This window comes from Paenibacillus sp. CR_12 (genome assembly GCF_041953985.1).
Classification (GTDB): Bacteria; Bacillota; Bacilli; order Paenibacillales; family Paenibacillaceae; genus Paenibacillus_AQ; species Paenibacillus_AQ lautus_A.
Genome location: NZ_JAVFHO010000003.1, coordinates 669,004 through 689,631, shown reverse-complemented (window position 1 = coordinate 689,631; position 20,628 = coordinate 669,004). Strand labels below are relative to the sequence as shown.

18 protein-coding genes are annotated in these 20,628 nt (G+C 51.0%); 14 read left to right on the top strand and 4 right to left on the bottom strand.

Features of this window, described 5'->3' with window-relative positions:
* Nucleotides 1–317: 317 nt before the first annotated feature.
* From RB297_RS15240 to RB297_RS15220, 5 genes are all read left to right on the top strand, one after another.
* Nucleotides 318–1,145: an alpha/beta hydrolase gene (locus RB297_RS15240; RefSeq protein WP_213580279.1), complete on the top strand. Its 828-nt coding sequence runs from the start codon at nt 318–320 to the stop codon at nt 1,143–1,145.
* A 77-nt stretch (nt 1,146–1,222) separates the two neighbouring features.
* A complete protein-coding gene (locus RB297_RS15235; RefSeq protein WP_375120883.1) occupies nt 1,223–1,999 on the top strand; it encodes a DODA-type extradiol aromatic ring-opening family dioxygenase in 777 nt (258 codons plus the stop codon).
* A gap of 337 nt (nt 2,000–2,336) precedes the next feature.
* Nucleotides 2,337–3,077, top strand: a complete 741-nt coding sequence (locus RB297_RS15230) for a hypothetical protein (protein WP_375120882.1) — start codon at nt 2,337–2,339, stop codon at nt 3,075–3,077.
* A 227-nt stretch (nt 3,078–3,304) separates the two neighbouring features.
* Nucleotides 3,305–3,718: a BlaI/MecI/CopY family transcriptional regulator gene (locus tag RB297_RS15225; RefSeq protein WP_012819123.1), complete on the top strand. Its 414-nt coding sequence runs from the start codon at nt 3,305–3,307 to the stop codon at nt 3,716–3,718.
* Entirely contained in the window at nt 3,718–5,577 is a 1,860-nt protein-coding gene (locus RB297_RS15220) for a M56 family metallopeptidase (protein ID WP_375120881.1), read from the top strand. The genes RB297_RS15225 and RB297_RS15220 overlap by 1 nt, the downstream gene beginning before the upstream one ends.
* A 1,064-nt stretch (nt 5,578–6,641) precedes the next feature.
* Here the strand turns inward: RB297_RS15220 and RB297_RS15215 are convergent.
* The 3 genes from RB297_RS15215 to RB297_RS15205 form a co-directional block, all read right to left on the bottom strand.
* Nucleotides 6,642–7,181, bottom strand: a complete 540-nt coding sequence (locus RB297_RS15215) for a DoxX family protein (protein ID WP_009592282.1) — start codon at nt 7,179–7,181, stop codon at nt 6,642–6,644.
* 1,319 nt (nt 7,182–8,500) lie between these two features.
* Nucleotides 8,501–9,025, bottom strand: a complete 525-nt coding sequence (locus RB297_RS15210) for a DoxX family protein (RefSeq protein WP_375120880.1) — start codon at nt 9,023–9,025, stop codon at nt 8,501–8,503.
* A gap of 260 nt (nt 9,026–9,285) precedes the next feature.
* Nucleotides 9,286–9,822: a DoxX family protein gene (locus RB297_RS15205; RefSeq protein ID WP_119849908.1), complete on the bottom strand. Its 537-nt coding sequence runs from the start codon at nt 9,820–9,822 to the stop codon at nt 9,286–9,288.
* A gap of 827 nt (nt 9,823–10,649) precedes the next feature.
* On the opposite strand from RB297_RS15205, the gene RB297_RS15200 reads away from it, so the two are divergent.
* The 5 genes from RB297_RS15200 (at nt 10,650) to RB297_RS15180 (ending at nt 15,271) form a co-directional block, all read left to right on the top strand.
* The gene (locus RB297_RS15200; RefSeq protein ID WP_375120879.1) at nt 10,650–11,783 is read left to right on the top strand and encodes a DUF3048 domain-containing protein; all 1,134 of its coding nucleotides are present in this window, start codon (nt 10,650–10,652) and stop codon (nt 11,781–11,783) included.
* A gap of 232 nt (nt 11,784–12,015) precedes the next feature.
* On the top strand, nt 12,016–12,630 hold the full coding sequence (locus tag RB297_RS15195; RefSeq protein ID WP_012819132.1) for a DUF47 domain-containing protein: 615 nt from the start codon (nt 12,016–12,018) through the stop codon (nt 12,628–12,630).
* Between the two features lie 14 nt (nt 12,631–12,644).
* Nucleotides 12,645–13,634 carry an inorganic phosphate transporter gene (locus tag RB297_RS15190; protein WP_090912270.1) on the top strand — a complete coding sequence of 330 codons (990 nt, stop codon included), beginning with the start codon at nt 12,645–12,647 and terminating at the stop codon, nt 13,632–13,634.
* A 108-nt stretch (nt 13,635–13,742) separates the two neighbouring features.
* Entirely contained in the window at nt 13,743–14,699 is a 957-nt protein-coding gene (gene corA / locus RB297_RS15185) for a magnesium/cobalt transporter CorA (RefSeq protein ID WP_375120878.1), read from the top strand.
* 206 nt (nt 14,700–14,905) lie between these two features.
* The gene (locus tag RB297_RS15180) at nt 14,906–15,271 is read left to right on the top strand and encodes a YrhK family protein (RefSeq protein ID WP_375120877.1); all 366 of its coding nucleotides are present in this window, start codon (nt 14,906–14,908) and stop codon (nt 15,269–15,271) included.
* 218 nt (nt 15,272–15,489) lie between these two features.
* On the opposite strand, the gene RB297_RS15175 is transcribed toward RB297_RS15180, so the two are convergent.
* On the bottom strand, nt 15,490–16,080 hold the full coding sequence (locus RB297_RS15175) for a hypothetical protein (protein ID WP_096774996.1): 591 nt from the start codon (nt 16,078–16,080) through the stop codon (nt 15,490–15,492).
* 292 nt (nt 16,081–16,372) lie between these two features.
* Between RB297_RS15175 and RB297_RS15170 the strand changes: the two genes are divergently transcribed.
* The 4 genes from RB297_RS15170 (at nt 16,373) to rlmD (ending at nt 20,191) form a co-directional block, all read left to right on the top strand.
* Nucleotides 16,373–16,663 carry a YerC/YecD family TrpR-related protein gene (locus RB297_RS15170; RefSeq protein WP_009592310.1) on the top strand — a complete coding sequence of 97 codons (291 nt, stop codon included), beginning with the start codon at nt 16,373–16,375 and terminating at the stop codon, nt 16,661–16,663.
* Between the two features lie 3 nt (nt 16,664–16,666).
* Nucleotides 16,667–17,431, top strand: a complete 765-nt coding sequence (locus RB297_RS15165) for a sirohydrochlorin chelatase (RefSeq protein ID WP_375120876.1) — start codon at nt 16,667–16,669, stop codon at nt 17,429–17,431.
* Between the two features lie 18 nt (nt 17,432–17,449).
* A complete protein-coding gene (locus RB297_RS15160) occupies nt 17,450–18,331 on the top strand; it encodes a diacylglycerol kinase (protein WP_096774998.1) in 882 nt (293 codons plus the stop codon).
* A 285-nt stretch (nt 18,332–18,616) separates the two neighbouring features.
* Nucleotides 18,617–20,191 (top strand): 23S rRNA (uracil(1939)-C(5))-methyltransferase RlmD, encoded by a 1,575-nt coding sequence (rlmD, locus tag RB297_RS15155; RefSeq protein WP_375120875.1) that lies wholly within the window; start codon nt 18,617–18,619, stop codon nt 20,189–20,191.
* Nucleotides 20,192–20,628 lie beyond the last annotated feature (437 nt).

The window sequence follows — 20,628 nt, the reverse complement described above, 5'->3', positions numbered from 1 at the left end:
CCGCGAGTGGGGCGAAGGTGCGGGCGTCAGCGGGATGAACGACTAGGGCAAACGGATGCCACGTTAGTCCGAGATACAGGTAGAGGGCAGAATGGCCGTTTCTTAACCGCCAGCTTTAAATAGGCTGAATCTCGCTGCATACCGCCAATTCACCGTTCATGACACCGTCACACCTTTGCTGAGTTTGCGTTTGACTCCTGCTCAATTGCGTTGACAATCCATAATCACGATGCTAAGATAAGTTTAATTAATTCATATTAATCTTATCGGAATTATAATATTATGATTACGGCGCGTTATCGCAAGGAGGAATCGGCATGGAGCGGCAAATTACTATCCGGCATAATCAAGAGGAACTTACGGCAACCATCCATTACCCATTGAAGGAATCGGCTCACGGAAGCCGGTGCAATCGGGTCCCGCTGGTCATCATCTGCCATGGCTTTGTGGGAAGCCGGATCGGGGTGGATCGGTTGTTTGTCAAAACGGCGCGCGAGTTTGCCGAAGACGGGTACATGGTGATCCGTTTCGACTATATCGGATGCGGGGAAAGCTCGGGCAATTACGGCAGCGAAGGTCTCGACTCGATGATTGCCCAGACGCGTTCCGTTCTTGATTACGGACTCAGCTGCGCGGATGTCGATCCGACGCGCATCACGCTCCTCGGACATAGCCTGGGCGGCGCCGTCGCCCTGCAGACGGCCGTTCGCGATCGCCGGGTAAAGAATTTGATTCTGTGGTCCGCGGTAGGATACCCGTTCAACGATATCGTCAAAATCACCGGTCGCGACGTGTACGACACCTCGGTTAAGATGGGATCCGCCGATTATTTGGGATACTCGTTTACCCCGGTCTTTTTCGATTCGTTGGCTCAGGGGCAACCATTCCAGGAAGCCATCAAGTTTACGGGCAATGTGCTGGTCGTTCATGGTACCTCGGATGAGGTGATTCCGGTGGACTACGCTTTCCTGTTTCAAAAGGTGTTCTGGATGCGTCAGGAAGGCCGCTGCGACAAGGAGATTATCTTTCAGGCCGATCACACGTACTCTGCCGGACCCCAGCGCCAGCTGCTCCTTGAGCGGACGCGGGATTGGTTGAACGGGCAGGAGAACATTCAGCAGGAATGGCAGCACTGGATGATTTAAGGGAGTTATTTGGCATAATGGGCGATTTAACGGTACAATAGAGTTGTCCCTTGATTTTGAAGCTGGAGGTGGCATCGATGACGTTACCTGCTTTATTTATTGCCCATGGTTCGCCGATGATGGCCCTGGAGGACAACGAGTACACCCGCTTCCTTGAGCAGTTGGGGCGGGAGCTGCCTGCACCTAGAGGCATTGCGGTATTTTCAGCCCATTGGGACGATCCGGATCAACGGTTGACCGAGGACGCCGAGCATGGAACCATGCATGATTTTTACGGATTTCCGGAAGAGATGTACAAGATTACGTACCCTGCCCGAGGCAGTGCGGAGCTGGCAACTCAGATCCGTCAGCGTTTTGAGGCAAAGAATCTGCACGCCAAAGCCGTAACCGGCCGCGGACTGGACCATGGGGTATGGGTCATTCTGCGCAAAATGTACCCCGATGCGAATATCCCCGTGGTGGCCTTGTCCGTGGACTCCAAGCGCTCGCCAAGCGAACAATATTCCATCGGTGCGATGCTGTCCGATTTACGTGATGAAGGCATTCTGATTATCGGCAGCGGCGGCTTGGTGCACAATCTGCGGATGGTGCATCAGAGCGATGAGCCGGATGCATGGGCAGCTGAATTCGACGAATGGGTCGCGGAGCAGCTGTCGAATTGGGACCTGCACAATCTGTTTGCGTATGACAAAAAAGCGCCTCATGCCAGCGACGCCGTACCTTCCTACGGACGGGAGCATTTTGTCCCCTTGTTCTATGCGATGGGGGCTGCGGACAACGGCCGCAAGGCAAAGCGATTGTTTCAATCTTACCAATATGGCAGTTTGAGTCTGAACTGCTGGTCATTCGAATAATGAGAAGCCGAGCTTGGATCACAAGCTCGGCTTTTGTTGTGTTTGGGCTGTTTGAGCGCGTGAAACGTGTGAAACAAAAAACACCCGCTGTGCGGGTGCCGGAGAACCAGAACGTAGCGCCATAGGTCTTATACACAAGCCCATGCAGTCTGAAATAAGATTGCATGGGTTTTTTTTGCCATGATCCGCAGGCGCCTCGGCTATTTTTTGTATTCAACCAAACCCAAAAATTTTTCTGCACAAACCGTGTTGACATTATTGAACTACAATTGTAGTATTGATTTGTAACTACAGCTGTAGTTTATTGATAAAGATTATAGGAGAGGAGCATTACCGAATGAAAGCAGCAACGAAAGTAGCAATCGCGACCCTAAGCAGCATTCTATTACTGGGTTCTTCCGCAAACCTTGCGGCGGAGGCACAATCCGTCAAGAAAGCCCAAGCATCCGCTGTTAAAAAAACAGCCGCAACAGCCAAGTCTATATCGGCAGAGGAAAAAAAGTTTATCGAAAAAGAGATCCAGAGAGTAAAGGAGTTAACCCAAGAGTCGGGTGATATGTATGTTTTGTATCATAAATACCCACAGTTAAATAGCGGATTTGATATTAGCTATTGGGGAGGGGTGCATGAATTCACTACGTACGAGGACTACTTGAAAAAAGCTTCAACCCTGAAAGGATCCATTCTGCAGCAGCCTGCGAACCTGCCGAAGGGATATAAGTTCTTAACAGCGGTCATTGAAGCCCCGATCGAAGGAAAGTTCGTTGATGAAGTAAGAGCCGAAGGCAAGAAGAGCGGAAAGCCCATCTACATGAAAAAGATAGATTGGAAAGAAGCGGCAACCATCCGTCTTAAATATACGAACGGAGAAGACACGCTGGGCTTTTCCAAGTATGCGGTAGATTCGGTGGGAAGCAAGAAAAAAGGTTTCTTTAACGATAAGCTGCCGGCGCATGTTTTTCCAAAATACGTTTTTTGGAATGATGGCGGCAAATTTGAATACAGTATTTCACTAACCTCATTGGATCTGTCCAGGAAACAGAAGATCGAGATTCTGAAAGCAGCGGTGAAAAAATAACTTCTGCGTCAGCTATAGGTCTTGCGGACAAGCCCATACAGCTCTAGAAATAGGATGGCATGAGTTCTTTTGCAGATCAACATGCCCACAAGCGGTACAAGTATACTGCATGTAACTAAACCAAGAAAATTTTCTTCACCAAACATGTTGACATTATCAAACTACAATCGTAGCATTAACATAACTACACGTGTAGTTTGATTGAATTAACATTGGAGGTTTCATGCATGAATCATCAAATACCACCGATTACGGATGCAGAACTGGAAATTATGCGCGTATTGTGGGCTAATCCGGACTGCCCTTCCAGCGAGGTCGTAAAGAAAATGACGGATCTGATGGGGTGGAACCCCAACACAACTCGGACGCTCCTCAGTCGTCTGGTGCAGAAGGAAGCAGCGGGTGCGAAACTGGAAAAGGGTTCAAAGCGCACCCAACTATTTTATCCGATCATCAGCGAGCAGGAGTATCTGCAGTCTGAAACCAAATCCTTCATGAAAAAACTTTATGGGGGGGCCTTAAAGCCGATGCTGGCCAACTTTTTGCAGGATAAAAAACTGAATGCGCAAGAAATCGAGGATCTGAAGGCTTTGTTTGACGAGAACAGCAGCGACGGGGAAGCAGAAAAGAGAGAGCCCTGATGAGTCATACATTGCATGAAAATTTATTATTGTTTTTCGGCTGGGTCATTCGCGGATCGTTCATGGCCGGCATCCTGATCGTCCTTGTCCTGATCCTGCAATTTCTACTAAAAAACAAGATTGAAGCCAGATGGAGATACTGGCTTTGGTTTCCTGTGGCCATTCGCTTGCTGCTCCCTTGGGCCCCGGAATCTTCGCTTAGCCTATACAATGTGTTGTCTCTGGAGGCCATCGTGCCCGGCATTCATCAACAAACCCAAGTTCCACCGCATTGGAAGGAAACGGGGAGAATAAGCGAAGCGGTGGTTCGAGCTGAGAGTTCTTTAAATCTGGAAGCAGGCGGAACTTCGGAAGTACCTGCTCCATCCCTTGAATCAAAACCCGTGCAGGAGAGCCGCTTTGGGTGGAATGGGTTCAAGCAAATAGGTTTCACCAATATACTGATGTCGGTTTGGCTTGCGGGCGTGCTGATTCTTGCCGCGAAAACGGTCTACGACCAGCTACGATTGAAACAAGCCCTGCGCGCGGGCCGAAAAATGGATACGCCTTTTTTATCGGCAGTGTTTCATGAGACGAAACAGCAATTAGGCGTGAAGCGAAACGTGCAGTTTGTCGCCAGCGAGCGAATTCCCGGACCTGCCGTCGTCGGTTATAGTAAGCCGGCGATCGTCATTTCGCCAAGCCTGCTCATCACATTGAAACAGGAGCAGCTTCAATATATTCTTGCGCATGAGTTCGCGCATATTCAGCGGCGGGATGTGGCAGTGAACTGGTTGATGCATATCATCCTGATCATCCACTGGTTTAATCCGTTATTATGGCTAGCCGTACATAAGGCAAGGCAAGACCAGGAGATGGCTTGCGATGCATGCGTCTTGGATCGGATGAGCCCGCAGCAAAACATTGCATACGGACAAACGATCATCCATGTGTTGGAGCATTTTTCAGGATACCATCGCCAGCCGGGGCTTGCCGGCCTGTCCGCCACGCATAAACAAATGAAAAGGAGACTTAAAATGATTAAGCATTTTAACAAAAAATCCTACCGCCTGTCCGTTTTGGGGCTGGGAATGATTCTCGCGCTTGGTAGCGTGACGTTGGTTAATGCAAAGGAAAGCAATGCGGGGAACGTACCGCAAAAAGCTCCAGTGCAATCGGAACAGGATTCGAAAGCTGCCGTGATCTATCCGGAGGGGGATATAGACCGCGAGCTTTACAAGAAAGAACGGGAACAGGCCCGGAAAAAAGCAGAAGCCGCAGCCAAGGCTCTAACTCCAGAGGAAAAGAAGTATATCGAGGATGAGACCAATCGAGTGAAGAAACTAAGTAAAGAGACTGGTGATATGTACGTTCTGTATCATAAATATAAGGATCTTAACAGCGGATTCGACCTAAGTTATTGGGGAGGAATAGAAAAATTCTCTGCTTACGAGGACTACCTGAAAAGAGCTTCCACGCTGGAAGGTTCCATCCTGGAGCAGCCTGCCAACCTGCCGGAAGGATATAAGTTTGCCAAAGCGAGAATTGAAGGTCCAACCGAAGGAAAGTTCGTTGATGAAGTAAGGTCCGAAGGCAAGAAGAGCGGAAAACCCGTCTACGCGAAAAAGATAGACTGGAAAGAGGCGGCAACCATCCGTCTTGAATATACGAACGGAAAAGACACGCTGGCCATTTCTAAATATACGTTGGACTCAGAAGGAAGTAAGAAGAACGGTTTCTTTGAGGATGACTTACCGGCGGATATCTATCCAAAATACGTTTTTTGGCATGAAGGCGGCTTCGAATACAGCATTTCAACCACATGGGATATGTCCAAGGAACAGAAGGTCGAAATTCTGAAAGCAGCGGTGCAGAAATAACATTTTGAGCTAGCTATTTTGCGCGATAGGCCCATGCAGTCCTGTAAATAGGATTGCATGGGTTCTTTTGTTGATCATGATTTATCTGCAGTCCGAAAGAAGAGAATCCAAACTGGGAAAGGAATATATAATCAACTTGCTGTTCTGGATTGAAAACGGCAAGTCATTTAGCATCACAACCGATCCGGGACATCCGTCGACGCATGAAGATCTGATCCCATTGGCTTAATTAGAGAAGGCGCGGATGGGAACGGGCGGATGAGGTATGACGGTGAAGCGATTCCGAAATTCGATCTGCCGTCGGCCCGACAAAGACCAGCATATCGCATTAGCCCACTTTTCAATTTTGAGGAATTTAGCGGTTCGTAAATCATGATTCGAATGCCAAAAATGCGATTGCATGAAAAAGCCTGGCTTTCCAGGCGGCGCTCTAAAGAGAGCTCGTAGGCTCCCAAGTTGTATGTCACACGAGTTACGGCCTGGCCGTATCGGACCTCAGATCCGCTATTTTTGCTTTTTGCTCGCAATTGGGGGATCTATCGGACACACGATCCGTTAAATTGCGGATATCACGTAAAATGAAGGCCAAATTCGGTGAATAACGGATCTCTGGTCCGTTAGCATTAAAGAAAAGGTGGTTTTGGTCAAAATAAGGTCCGCTGAGTCCGCTAAAATGGTAAGTAGCTAGTTAGTGCCGTATAAAGTAACGTTCGAACGTAAGCACAACGCCCGAACGTATGTTAAAGCTCAAACTTATGCTAAGGCTCGAATATATGCCAAAGCTTAAAAGTAAGCTAAAGCTCAGCAGTATGCCAAAGCTCAGACGTATGCCAAAGCTCAGACGTATGCCAATGCATGAGCAGCATGCCAAAACACAAGCAGTATGTCAAAACACAAGCAGTATGTCAAAACACAAGCAGTATGTCAAATCCCAAACATATGCGAAAACACGAGGTGATATGCCGTAACTCCAACGTGCCACAACAAAAACAACCCGGCTTGATGGCTCAAGTCGGGTTGTTTAATCAATAGGTTAGTTGTTTAGGTTTCAGTTGCTTACAATGTTATGCGGTTTGTTTTTTGAAAGGTGTGTGGGTGGTGCCGTCGCCTTTCGTTGTTCTGTGCGTCATTTTGTTCCACAGGCCGCGGAGGTAAGGGAGAACCCAATGGTCGAGACCGATTTTACCAGCGTTGGCAGCAGCGACGATGATCAGCACTTCAAGCAGCAGCATTTGGGCGTTGGTGCTCACCGTACCCGAGAAGAGGAACGCGGCGTTCATGACCAGACCCATCAGGGCAGCGAAGGTGGTGAAGGTACCGAGGATCAGGCCGACCCCGACGAGGAACTCACCGAGCGGGATGATGAAGTTGAAGAGCTTCACGCCCGGCAGTGCCGCGTGCTCCAGGAACGCTGCCCACCAGCCTTGAACGGCGGGGTGATCGCCGGCTGCTTTGGCAATCGCGCCTTGCAGGAAGCCGCCTGCTTCGAAACCGCCCGTCAATTTACCCCAACCTGCCGTCATCCATTCATACCCGATGTAGACCCTAATGAATGTCAGTAACCACATTGCCACTTTGTTTGTTCTCAGCCAGTTGTTAAACATATAAACCACTCCTTAAAAGTATGATTTTCTTTTTTATGAAAGCTTCCTTGCCCATTCTCGGATGTTGAAGTTCTGTGATGTTGTTCTTTAGGAAGATGATCATCTCTTTCATGTCTTTATTATAAGTGAAATAAATCACAATATATGTGATTTAAATCACATTAGTGATAAAAATCATAAAAAACTTTAAATTCGTGAGTTGGCAGGGGTAGTGATAGGTGAAAGGGGTAGAGAAATAGGAGCAGTATATGTAGAGGCTTAGGAGAAAATACGGGGCGGTGTGGTGGAGATTACCAATATGATACGTGATAGTTAGCATGGTTGTTTAGGGTGTTGTAGGAGTAGGCAAATAAGTAGTAATTAGTAAGTAATATGCAGTAAGGATTATGCCGTGCAGACGTGCAGAGTGAGTAAGCAAGGCTTGCCAGTAAGGAAGAAATAAAGCAATTGAGCACAAAGCAAGCAAACCCTGAAGTGTAAGTGCAGCCAGTAAACAGTAAACTAGGAGTAAGTAATAAGCAAATAAGCATGCAGTAGCAGTTAGTAGTGGCCGTAACCATTAAGTAATAAGCAAAGCTGCATGTAGTAGACGTAAGCCAGTAAGTAATGAGCAGAACTGTATGTAGTGGCAGTAACCAGTATGTAATAAGTAAGGCAAAGTGCTCAAATGGCAGCCGTAATAGAATAAGCCAAAGAGCTCAAACAGCAAGAAGCACACGCACATCCAAGATCAATTAGCAGAGCATAAGTAAGTTTTACGTATAAAGCCAGCAAGTAATAAGCAGAGCAATTGCAGTAGACATAAACCGGTAAGTGATAAGAAAACGCTGCATGGAGCAGGCACATAACCAGTAAGTGATTAGCAAAAGAGGAACTGGTAAACGCAAAACCAGCAAGCAGAGCAGTAAATAGTCGGCGAAAACTCAGCTAACTGTTAGCAGTATACGCAAAGCAGCACCTAGTACCTGAAGCGAGTAGATAATGCGCAACGCATTGGGAGATGCCATTCCCTGAACCATGGCTCGTCGTGAATTTATTACTAGGCATAACTGCTTATAAAACACGGATGACCGGTACCGGTGGCCGCGGTCACCCGATGACTTATTGAAAAGGCAAGCAGAAAGAGCATGGATAGAGGAGCAACATTCAAATCGTACTGTAGGAAGAAAAAACGAGATGGATTTAGCTATGAGACGGGGGAGCCAGGCACGAATTTTAGCCGAAGAGAAGCGAACGACCGGATACGACCGGATACGATCCAACTTGAGATTACTTTAAATTACTTTTGAACTCTAATTTCCCCCCGCATTCATTTTATATCAGACCGCCTGATTCTGCAGAGGGGAGGAGTCGCTGCTGATTTTCGCTTTGCGCGTGAATTTATTCTGAAGATAAGGCATGAGCCAACGGTCGATGCCGATCTTACCGCTGTTGGCCGCTGAGAGGATGATCAGGAATTCGAGCAGCAGGAGCTGACCGTTGATGCTGATCGAACCGGAGAAGAGGAACGCCGAGTTCATCACCAGTCCCATCAGCGCGGCGAACACGGTGAACGAGCCGAGAATCAGGCCGAGCCCGACAAGGAATTCGCTCAGCGGAATGATGACGTTGAACCATTTGACGCCGGGGAGTGCGGCATGCTTGAGGAATACGGCCCACCAATCTTGAACTGCCGGATTCTCGCCGGTGGATTTGGCGATGGCTCCCTGCATAAATCCGCTCGCATCGAAGCCTCCCGTTAACTTGCCCCAGCCAGCCGACAACCACTTATACCCGACGTACACCCGAATGACCGTCAGCAGCCACATCGCGATTTTGCTGGATTGCAACCATTGAATAAACATCTACACCACTCCTCCAATGAATAATCATTCTCTTTTTTGTTTTCAGATTTTTGCAAATTTGAAATTCATAAGCGCGACGGAAGCTGAAAAAACAGCAACGATCTATATAATGTCGCATCAGCACAAATTATTCATATTTGCAAAAATCTGTATTTAAATACAGTATTCGCATAGGCTGTGATTTGGCATAGGTTCTTGGCATGAAAAAAAGACGATGGAGAACCGGAGTTCTCCATCGTCTTGCATGGATCGTTACGATGTTAAGCTGTGCGTTTTTTCAGACGAGTTGTCGGCGCTTTAGGCTCATGATCGCGGTGCGTCATTTTGTTCCACAGGCCGCGGAGGTAAGGGAGAACCCAACGGTCGAGACCGATTTTACCGGCGTTGGCAGCAGCAACGATGATCAGCACTTCAAGCAGCAGCATTTGGGCGTTGGTGCTCACCGTACCCGAGAAGAGGAACGCGGCGTTCATCACAAGTCCCATCAGAGCAGCGAAGGTGGTGAAGGTACCGAGGATCAGTCCGACACCGACGAGGAACTCACCGAGCGGGATGATGAAGTTGAACAGCTTTACGCCCGGCAGTGCCGCGTGCTCCAGGAACGCTGCCCACCAGCCTTGGACGGCGGGGTGATCGCCGGCTGCTTTGGCAATCGCGCCTTGCAGGAAGCCTCCTGCTTCGAATCCGCCCGTCAATTTGCCCCAACCTGCCGTCATCCATTCATATCCGATGTAGACCCGAATGATGGTCAACAGCCACATTGCCACTTTGTTTGTTCTCAGCCAGTTGTTAAACATATAAACCACTCCTTAAATGAGTTTTAATTTTTTTGGATTAACATGATTGCTTGGTTTCTAGTGTCGATGATGTGTGTTCTTGTTGCCTTGGGAAGTGATCACCTTCTCTATGTCTTTATTATAAGTGAAAATATTCACAATACATGTGATAAATATCACAAAGTTGTGAACATTTCAAAATGAACTCTCGTTTAGGGGATTCTGCACACCGTGGTAAGGCTCTTTGCACGCGCTGATCGTGGTCAGGCAAGGTTCCCAAACGCAAGGCGCATGATTCGGGAAGGGTGCTGCCTGCACGCACGACATGTGGTCCAGCATGAGACACCTGCGGGCGCCACTTAGATCGTGGCAAGGCTCCCCGTACGCAAGGTGCGTGATTCGGCGAAGGCTCTCGGTACGCACAATACGTACTTCTTAATGAGACTCATGCGCGCGGCACATGGATCGTGGACCGAGGTGTGGTTTCAGTCGCAAGTGCATATTCCCTAGCAAAGTTCCCTTACGCAAGATACGTGGTCCGTGGCGAGGTTCTCGGCACGCAAGGCCGTGGCTGGGAAAGCTTCCTGCACGCATGACATGTGGTCCCGAGCATGTCTGGAGGGCTCTTCGATCGTTAAACAGCCGCCTGCTGCTATATCCATAAAGCGCTGCCAACTCAACGGCGTCAAGGGGAACCATGATCCGAATGCATCTCTTCTTAATACAGACAAAGCACGGATTTTGTGATTAAATGTAAATTAAAGTTGAAACGTCTGTTGGAAATTACGGGTAAACGGTCTGGAAATTTAGGGTAATAAGTAATGGGAGCGTTCATAGGGGGAAACAATATGTTTAGCAAAGGGTCTTTGTCTTTTCGTAAATTCGCGTGGAGGACAAGCTTGTTGTCCATGGCGGCAGTATTGCTGCTGTCCGGATGCAGCGGCGGTAAACAGCAGGCGGAGCCAACGCCGGCACCGGTGGTGGAGGCTCCGGTCGAGCAGCCGGTCGAAGTGCCCCAGGAGGAAACCTCTTCTCCATATAAGGCACCTCTGACGGGATTGCCGTTAGAAGCGTCACTGACGCAGCGTCCGCTGGCCGTTATGATCAATAACGCACCGGCTGCTAGGCCGCAGTCGGGTCTCAGTCAAGCGGACATGGTGTATGAAGTGCTGGCGGAGGGAGGAATCACGCGGCTGATCGGCATTTTCCAAAGCCAGAGCGACATTGAGAAGATCGGGCCGATTCGCAGCATTCGACCGTATCTGATAAATCTTGGCGAGAGCTACGGCGGCGTTCTGGTGCATGCGGGAGGAAGTCCGGAAGCCTACAGCATCATTCAAAAGCAAGGCAAGCAGGACATGGATGAGATCGGGAATGCAGGCGCCTACTTCTGGAGGGCCAAGGACCGCAAAGCGCCGCATAATCTGTATTCCAGCGACGAGAAGCTTCGTGAAGGAGCGGCTAAGCTGAATTACGGCAACGACGTGAAGGTGCCAGAGTATTCGTTCTATCCGGAGGCGATCGCTGCAAGCGCCGATGGTGAAGAGGGCACTGAACCGGTTGAGGTTGTTTCCGGGGAGGCTGCAGAGAAGGTAGAAATCAAATTTTTATTGGACAGCTATGTCGTGGATTATCAGTATGACGGTTCCTCCAACACGTACAAACGGTCGATCAACGGATCGCCGCATGTGGATCTCAACGATAACGTTCAGCTGGAGGCCGCGAATGTGATCGTGCTGGGGGCGGACCATAAGGTGCTGGATGACGTGGGCCGGCTTGCCGTGAACGTGGAAGCGGGCGGTGAAGCGATGCTGTTCCAGCGCGGGGAAGTCATCAAGGGACAGTGGGTACGCGCTGCGGGCGATGCGATCCGTTTCGTGAAGGACGGCAAGGAAGTGCCGCTGGTTCCGGGAACGACATATTTCAACATTGTGCCCAACACGCCTTCTTTTGAAAGCCATGTAACGATCTCGAATCCCTAGAATTCGAGGCAGCGAATCAGGCCTGCCGTTTCGGGATAATTTGCACGCAGACGGAGATGTTAATAGGCAAGGGAATCGAAGGGAAATCCAAGCATCTTCTGTTTTGTTAGTTCCTTACATTTTTGAGTGTTACTTTTCTATACACACCCTGCCATGGATGTGATAAGATAGTCAAGGTTGTCTATCTTTTCAAGGCGTTCGCGGCAATTTATCGAAAAAAGGGGTTAAGAGTATGAAAATGAAGAAAAAGGATATATTCTTCCAAACGCTGGAGAATATGGCCGATACGGTGGTACAAGCCGCAGACTATTTTTCGCAGCACGTTTCCAATCTTGAAGATGTGCTTGAATTTGCCAACGAAATGAAGAAGTACGAGTCGCAGTGTGATACCTACACGCATACCATCATTACTGAACTCAACAAAACATTTATTACGCCAATCGAACGCGACGACATCATGGACCTGACAACCAGCATGGACGATGTAATGGACGGATTGGAAGCGACCGCATCCCGTTTCTATATGTATCAGCTGGGCAAGCCTGACGAGTACATGGTGCAGTTTGCAGAGATTCTGCGTCAATCGGCTTATGAAATTCAGAAAGCCATTCATTTGCTCTCCCAGAAAAAGCTATTGGCGATTCGCGAGTACACGATCCGCTTGAACGATCTGGAGAACCAAGGCGACGAGCTGCTTCGTATCTGTATCAAGGATCTGTTCGCCACCGTCTCTGACCCGATTCTGCTGATCAAGAAGAAAGAGATTTACGAACGTCTTGAGACGACCACGGACACCTGCGAAGACGTGGCAAATATGCTGGAATCCATCATTATGCGCAACTCGTAAGGGAGTCCTGAACAATGGATACAACGATGTTAGTATTAGTAATAGTTGTTTTTTTGGCGCTTGCATTTGACTTCATCAACGGGTTCCACGATACGGCGAATGCCATTGCAACGTCGGTATCGACCCGGGCCCTGAAGCCGCGGGTAGCCATACTGCTCGCAGCGAGCATGAACTTCGTCGGCGCGATGATGTTCACAGGCGTTGCCAAAACCATCGGCGGCAGCGTCGCGGATCCGACCAAGCTGGATAACGGGATCGAGGTTGTTATTGCAACATTGCTTGCAGCCATCATCTGGAACCTGGTTACCTGGTGGTTCGGATTGCCTTCGTCCTCTTCCCATGCCCTGATCGGGGCATTGGCCGGCGCAGTATTCGTCGGTGCGGGAAGCGACATGCTGAATTACGGCGGATTCAAGGACATCGTGCTCGCGTTGATCCTGTCGCCGATTATCGCATTCGTGATCGGTTATCTGGTCATGCAGCTGCTCAAGGTCATTTTTGCCAAGCGCAGTCCGCATACGGTGAACAAGGGCTTCCGTACGATGCAGATCTTCACGGCAGCGCTGCAATCCTTCACGCACGGTACCAACGACGCACAGAAGGCAATGGGTATTATTACTTTTGCTCTCGTGACGTCCGGTCAATTGCAGGAGATGGAAGTACCCTTCTGGGTTAAAGTCTCTGCAGCAACAGCGATGGCGCTCGGTACGTCGGTAGGCGGCTGGAAGATCATCAAGACCATGGGTACGAAAATATTCAAAATCGAGCCGATCAACGGGTTCGCCGCGGATTTCTCGGCCGCTTCCGTTATCTTCTCGGCAACATTGCTTCACTTGCCGATCAGTACGACGCATGCCATTACGTCGGCAATTCTCGGCGTAGGCTCGGCAAAACGCTTCTCCGCCGTAAAATGGTCCTTGGCAGGACGCATCGTGGTAACCTGGTTTATTACGATTCCGATTACGGCCATACTGGCAGGAGTCATCTTTAAAATTCTTTTCTAGACATGAATCATTACACATAGAGAAACGGATAGTTGTGGGGCCAATCAGGAATCGATTGGCTTTTTTTGTTTAAAGAATCGATGGTACAGGGGAAGGGGACATCCAATCATGATACGCGTTCTGGCGATTACGCCAAGCTATGAACCGGTGACCGGGCTTACGCTGGAAGAAATCCGAATGGAGGACTATGCCTGGATCTGGGCCGATTTCAGCAATCCCACGCCGGAGGAAGCGCGGAAGCTGGAGAGCTATTTTCACTTTCATCCGCTGGCGGTGGAGGATTGCCTGCACGTCCTGCAGCGGCCGAAGCTGGATTATTACGACAACATGCAGTTTTTTGTCCTGCATGCCCTTCAGCCGGATACGCTGCAGGCGGTCGAGGTGGATGTGTTCCTGGCCCCTTCGTTCGTGGTCTCCTTCCACCAGCAGGCGCTGCCGGAAATGGACGAGGCTTGGGAACGCGTGCTCTCGGCTGCCGGCAAGGGGCCGCTGGGGCAGGACGGCCCGAGCTTCACGGCGTATACGATTATGGATAAGCTGGTGGACCAATATTTTCCCAGCCTGTTCGCCATCGAGGACGAGCTCGCCGAGCTGGAAAGCCAAGGGGAGAAGGATTCGGTCGAGGACCTGATGAATCAGGTCTTTGCGCTGCGTTCAAGATTGCTCCGCCTGCGGCGCACGGTGGTGCCGATGCGGGATCTGCTGTACCGGATCGTGAACTCGCAGCATATGGAGCATCACGCGCACCATGCTTATTTTTCCGACATTTATGACCATCTGCTGAAGCTGGCGGACATGATCGAGGCAGACCGCGAGATGACGGCGGATCTACGGGACAGCTACATATCGGTGAATTCGAACCGGATGAACACGATCATGAAGACGTTGACCGTCATTACGACGATCTTTATGCCACTAACCCTAATCGCCGGGATTTACGGGATGAATTTCGAGAACATGCCGGAGCTGGGGTGGCATTACGGATACTTCTTTGTACTCCTTCTCATGTTCGTGCTGGGCGGCGGCATGGTGTTGTGGTTTGTGCGCAGAGGCTGGTTTAAATAAGGAGGTTCCTTGCGGTAAATACTGTTAAGCTAACCGAAGCAGGGATTCCAGCCGGGACCATCTGCGTTGGCCGAAGTCCTGGGTCAGCGGTAACTTTGAAGAGAGATGAGCGGGGAAGGTTGTCCCATTTCACAGGGCGAATGCTAAATAGCTGTCGTTTCTTGTTCTTCCGTAAGGGGTAAAGGCTTGCTGAGGAGGGACTGCATATGAAACTCGGGCTCAAACGACATCCCAAGAAGCGTTCATCGCGTCAACCAGACGAGCCTTTGCGTTCCCGGCTGCTGCGCCGGATGCTTCGCTTGGCTAGGAAACGAAAACGGAAGCTCGCCGTCACGAACCGTTACGAGGTGGGCATGGTCATCAGCGAGATCGCCACGGGTCTGCTCTTCATTGCAGGCAGCATCATGATGTTCTATCCCCAGATGAAACGAATCCCGACGGTGCTGTACCTGCTCGGCAGTATTACGATGCTGCTGCGTTCCGGTTTGCGCGGTTCCTATTGGTTCCGGTTAAAATCGCTCGAAAGCGTCGAGAATAAAGAAGCCGGCCCCGAAGGGGACTGGACTCGCTGATAAGGATATACAGGCCGTAAAAAAGATAGGGCTCCAGTCTGGGGTACAGACTGGAGCCTGCGTGATGTATGAGGGCTCCGTGCATCCCGCCATGGTCGGCCCTAACGTATCTCATGGACCATCCTGACAGATCTGATCTCATTCGCTGATCAGAGCCTGCACTGTTTGATTAGAATTGCACGGCATATAAAGTGTCTTGTGTGCACCGATTACATAGGTTAACGGCGCCGTCTTTTGCTGGAAGACGATTTCCGCGAGCCGGAGCGTCGTCTGCTTCCCGAGGACCGCCGTCTTCTCGGTCTGTATTCGTAGCCGTCTTCATTCTGATCCGTATAGGCAGTCGAAGACGATCCGCTGCCCTTCTTCTTAAGTGCGCCTGCCAGCACGGAGAACATGGGCGCAAGCTGCTGGAAGCCCTGCATGACCTTTTGTACCTTGCCGATGTTGTTGACGATGCCGTCGATGCCGCCCATCCGGTCGATGAGACCCTTGATGTCGCTCATATTGTTGACCCCGAGCCCGCCGAGTAGCTTGCTTAATCCACCGCCGCTGCCGCCTCCTCCGCCGAGGAGACCTGCCAGCCCGCCGCCGCCGGAATTCGTGGAGGGAGCGAGAGCCGAGGCCGAAGCCTCCAAATCCGTTACGCCGTCGGTATATGGATATAACGCCGTTTCACCGACTTCCGGATAATCGCCGTATGGCGTGATGCCAGGGTACGGTGTTGGATCCTGCGGCAGTGATTCATATGAATTGAGGGAGCGATGGTTATTCGTGGGTCGGCGATGATAATAGTGAGAATGACGCGTCATGATATCACTTTCCTTTTTGAGTTAAGATACTATACTGTATGATACGGGCGGGCGATGGGTTTAGGCGGATGTCCCGATTTTCGGGATAGGAGCGGAATCGGGCGATGGCCCAGGAAGATTTTAGCGCGTCGCTTTCGCCCGTGAAAGAGAGCGTTCATGCGGGATGAGTGCCCCTAAGGGGTGGTCGTCCTGTAGTGCGTGAAATCGTTAATGCTTGAAAATACTATATCCGCTCGGGTACAATGGGAGTGCGAGTGTTATACACACAGTAACAATAGGGGATGATCATCCAGTGCAATTAAAGAAGCTAAATGATAAGAGCATCGATCAATTATTCGAAGCGATATTAACCCTGGACAGCGTGGAGGAATGTTATGTATTCTTCGACGATCTCTGTACCGTGAACGAAATTCAATCCTTGTCGCAGCGGCTGGAAGTGGCGCGCATGCTGGGCAAGGGATGCACATACAACCAGATTGAAGCAGAAACGGGAGCCAGCACCGCCACGATCTCGCGCGTGAAGCGCTGCCTGAACTACGGCAATGACGGTTACAAAATGACGCTGGAGCGTCTGGGACGTTAATTCATGACGAAGCCGGGTGTGCTGGTCATCAGTCATGGCTCACGTGAACGGAAATGGGTGTCGCTTGTGGACGAGGCCGTCCACGAACTGGCATCCCGTATGGATATACCGGTCGTATCTTCGTACCTGGAATTGGTAGAGGGCCGTCTGATTCAGGACGGCATCACGGCCTTGGAAGACCAGGGTGTCACCGACATTGTGGTCATTCCTCTATTTGTCTCGTCCGGCAGCACACATGTCGACGAAATAGCTTATGCTATAGGAGCGAAGGCCGTTCCGGACATGGAGACGGACCTGGCGCCGTTTCGGGTTCGGTCCCGGGTTCATTTCGGTACGCCGATGGACGACGATCCCGAGGTTGCGGCCATGGTATGGGATAAGGTGAAAGAGCTGTCCGCGAACCCGGCGAAGGAGGTCATTCTCCTCGTCGGACACGGCAGCAGGCATGATCTGTTTCGCAGCCGCTGGGAAAAGGGTATTAACTCTTTGGCACAGCGAGTTAGCGAGGTAAGCGGAACCGGCGCGGATTATGCCTTACTCAGTCCCGGCGATGTGCGGGACAAGGTGACAGCATGGATGGAGCGCGGCTGCGATGTGATCGTAGCTCCGCTTTTTTTGAGTGAGGGGTATTTTACGGAGAAGGTAATACCCGATCGGCTTCAGGGGCTGGAATGCCGGTATTCCGGCAGAACCTTGCTTCCGCATCCGCTGCTGCCGCAGTGGATGGAGTCGCAGGCCAAACGTCTTCTTCAATCCTTGAAATCATAAGTAGGTGGCGTATCGTTAATGAGAAATGCAAGGTTAATCTATAACCCAACCTCCGGCCGGGAGGAAATGAAGCGTCGGCTTGCTGATATATTGCACCGTCTGGATAGTGCTGGCATCGAAACCTCCTGTCATGCAACGACCGGAGAGGGGGATGCGACCCGTGAAGCGGCGGATGCCGTGGAGCGCGGGTACGATCTTGTGATCGCGGCCGGCGGAGACGGTACGCTCAATGAGGTCATCAACGGGATGGCCGGCAGGGATAACCTCCCGCCGCTGGGCATTTTCCCGCTGGGGACCACGAACGATTTTGCGCGGGCGCTCGGCATCTCGAAGAACTGGGAGGAGTACTGCGATCTGGTGATTCGGGGCGAGACGCGTCCGATTGACGTGGGCAAAGCGAATGATCGCTACTTCATCAATATCGCGGGCGGCGGTACGCTGACCGAGCTTACGTATGAGGTGCCTAGCAAGCTGAAGACGATGATCGGGCAGCTGGCGTATTATTTGAAGGGGATCGAGAAAATGGTCAGCCTGACGCCGCAGGAGCTCATCATCAACGCCAGCGGTCATCCGGCGATCCATGACGAGTTCATGGTGTTCCTCATTGCGAACAGCAACTCGGTCGGCGGCTTCGACAAAATCGCGCCGGGCGCGAGCATCGACGACGGCTTGTTCGACGTCATTGCGCTGCGCAAGTGCAATCTGGCGGAGTTCGTGCGCGTGGCTACGCTAGCTCTTCGCGGCGAGCATATCAACGACAAGCGAGTCGTGCATTTCCGCACCGACTATATGGAGGTCGTCTCTCCGGGACCGGTTCAGCTGAACCTGGACGGCGAGTTCGGCGGCGTCCTGCCGGGCACGTTCCGCGTCCTGCCGCAGCATTTAAGGATTTTTGGCTGAGATGGACCATTTTAAATGATGGAACAGGCCGAGGATCGCCGCTTAGGCTTCAGGCTCTTGTAAGTAAATGATTGGATTTGCAGGCTGAATGGATTGAATAACATACGAGGCTCCCGTATAATGATGGACGTGAGCTTGTGCGCTAAGCTCCCTTGGGGGAGCTTTTTGTTGTTTAAGCGAGTGAAGGTTAACGGAAGATCATCCGTTTTGATTATGGATGGGGTTCCGATGGGGAATATAGAGTGGTAAGGGACAAGTTGAACGGAAAGAAGTGAACAGCACATCATGAAGAAGAACCGCAAGGGAAGCGACACGCGCCGCAGCGGCAAGCCGGCGGCTTCGGCGGCCCTCCTGGACCTGCCGGTGGCCAAGAACGACGAGGTCGTGATCGATATTATAGGAATGAACCATGACGGGGAAGGGGTCGGCCGTGCCGACGGCTACACCCTGTTCGTTCAGGGCGCCCTGCCGGGCGAGAAGGCCCGGGTGAAGGTGCTCAAAACGAAGAAGCAGTATGGCTACGCCAAGCTGCTGGAGCTGGTTGAACAGAGCCCAAACCGCATCGCGGCCCCATGCCCGATCTACGACCAATGCGGCGGCTGCCAGCTGCAGCATATGAGTTATGCCGGTCAGCTAGAGTGGAAACGCCAGCTGGTGATGGACAACCTGGAGCGGATCGGGAAGCTGCGGGTGGTGCGTGAGGCGGAAGGTGCTGGAGAGACGCGTGTGGGCGATGAGCGGAGTGGCACAGATGGTGGAGGGGACATTCAAAATTCTGAAACCAACGGGGCGAATCCTGCCGTGTCCGGCGTTGATTCAGATCAAGAGGGGATCCTCGTGCGGCCGACACTCGGTATGAGCGAGCCTTGGCGCTACCGCAACAAGTCTCAAGTGCCGATCGGCGTAACGGAAGGCGGCCTGGTCGGCGGCTTCTACGCCCGCGGCAGCCACCGGATCGTGGACATGGAGACATGCCTCATCCAGCATGAGCAGAACGACGAGGTCGTCAGCCGCGTCAAAGCTATCGGGCGGAAGCTAGGCATCACCGCCTACAATGAAGAGACAGGTCAGGGCCTGCTTCGCCATGTGGTGGTGAAGATCGGTTTTGCTACCCGGGAGATGATGATTGTGCTCGTCACGAACGGCGAGCGGATACCGCGCGTGAACGAGTGGATCGCTGCGATCCGTGAAGAGCTCCCTGCAGTGGTAAGCATTTGTCAGAACGTGAACACACGCAAAACGAACGTGATTTTCGGGGATGTAACCCGCGTCCTGTGGGGCCGTGAGGTCATTCATGACTATATCGGCGATGTGAAGTTCGCCATTTCCGCGCGTTCCTTCTATCAGGTGAACCCGGCTCAGACGGAAGTGCTGTACGGCAAGACGGTAGAGTATGCGGGATTAACCGGGGAAGAGACCGTAATAGATGCCTATTGCGGCATCGGGACGATATCTCTGTTCTTGGCACAGCATGCCAAGAAGGTGTATGGGGTCGAAATCGTGAAGGAAGCGATCGAGGATGCGCGTGCGAATGCCGAGCTCAATGGTATGAAGCATGTAGAGTTTGAAGTCGGCGCGTCCGAAGACGTGATTCCGCGCTGGAAAGAGCAGGGCATCGAGGCGGATGTGATCGTGGTCGATCCACCGCGTAAGGGCTGTGATCCGCGCCTCTTGGAGACGATTCTTCAGATGAAGCCGGAGCGCGTGGTTTATGTGAGCTGTAATCCGTCCACGCTGGCAAGGGATTTGCGGGTGCTGGAGGATGGCGGCTATCGGACGGTTGAGGTTACGCCGGTGGATATGTTTCCGCATACGATGCATGTGGAGAGTGTGGTAAAGATATGTCGCGCCAATACCTAGAAGTTTTTAATTATCGGTTATTTCGTAAGATATGCGTCATTTACTACCGCTGGTAAGGACTATAGAAATAAGGTGCAAATGAAAAAATCGACGTTTCAATAGTTCCGGACTTAAAATGGGAAGACATGTCCAGCGATTTTAGAATCTAATCAATATAGTTTTAAATCAGTTTGTTCTGAGAGCGCCTATTTGTTCGGGCGTTCTTTTTTATATGCACTTTAGGTAAAGTCGGCTTCTACATGATTTTACAAATAATTACAAACTATTCCCAAATGTGTTACGATGTACAATGAATGTTCGGGACTTAGAAACTAGAGCTATAGAGCTTTGGATGTATTTGCAAATGCTAATGGGGGGTGGAAATGAAAGCTACAGACGTAAAGCGCTCTATAGCTGGATTTTACTTTCAACTTCTCCTCCGTCCTTGAATACGAAAA

Coding starts and splice junctions, on each gene's coding strand:
- RB297_RS15220 (WP_375120881.1), top strand. CDS start 3,718: ATGAGTCATACATTGCATGAAAATTTATTATTGTTTTTCGGCTGGGTC.
- RB297_RS15240 (WP_213580279.1), top strand. CDS start 318: ATGGAGCGGCAAATTACTATCCGGCATAATCAAGAGGAACTTACGGCA.
- RB297_RS15180 (WP_375120877.1), top strand. CDS start 14,906: ATGAAACTCGGGCTCAAACGACATCCCAAGAAGCGTTCATCGCGTCAA.
- RB297_RS15215 (WP_009592282.1), bottom strand. CDS start 7,181: ATGTTTAACAACTGGCTGAGAACAAACAAAGTGGCAATGTGGTTACTG.
- corA (WP_375120878.1), top strand. CDS start 13,743: ATGATACGCGTTCTGGCGATTACGCCAAGCTATGAACCGGTGACCGGG.
- RB297_RS15230 (WP_375120882.1), top strand. CDS start 2,337: ATGAAAGCAGCAACGAAAGTAGCAATCGCGACCCTAAGCAGCATTCTA.
- RB297_RS15235 (WP_375120883.1), top strand. CDS start 1,223: ATGACGTTACCTGCTTTATTTATTGCCCATGGTTCGCCGATGATGGCC.
- RB297_RS15175 (WP_096774996.1), bottom strand. CDS start 16,080: ATGACGCGTCATTCTCACTATTATCATCGCCGACCCACGAATAACCAT.
- RB297_RS15195 (WP_012819132.1), top strand. CDS start 12,016: ATGAAAATGAAGAAAAAGGATATATTCTTCCAAACGCTGGAGAATATG.
- RB297_RS15160 (WP_096774998.1), top strand. CDS start 17,450: ATGAGAAATGCAAGGTTAATCTATAACCCAACCTCCGGCCGGGAGGAA.
- RB297_RS15210 (WP_375120880.1), bottom strand. CDS start 9,025: ATGTTTATTCAATGGTTGCAATCCAGCAAAATCGCGATGTGGCTGCTG.
- RB297_RS15165 (WP_375120876.1), top strand. CDS start 16,667: ATGACGAAGCCGGGTGTGCTGGTCATCAGTCATGGCTCACGTGAACGG.
- RB297_RS15205 (WP_119849908.1), bottom strand. CDS start 9,822: ATGTTTAACAACTGGCTGAGAACAAACAAAGTGGCAATGTGGCTGTTG.
- RB297_RS15200 (WP_375120879.1), top strand. CDS start 10,650: ATGTTTAGCAAAGGGTCTTTGTCTTTTCGTAAATTCGCGTGGAGGACA.
- rlmD (WP_375120875.1), top strand. CDS start 18,617: ATGAAGAAGAACCGCAAGGGAAGCGACACGCGCCGCAGCGGCAAGCCG.
- RB297_RS15225 (WP_012819123.1), top strand. CDS start 3,305: ATGAATCATCAAATACCACCGATTACGGATGCAGAACTGGAAATTATG.
- RB297_RS15190 (WP_090912270.1), top strand. CDS start 12,645: ATGGATACAACGATGTTAGTATTAGTAATAGTTGTTTTTTTGGCGCTT.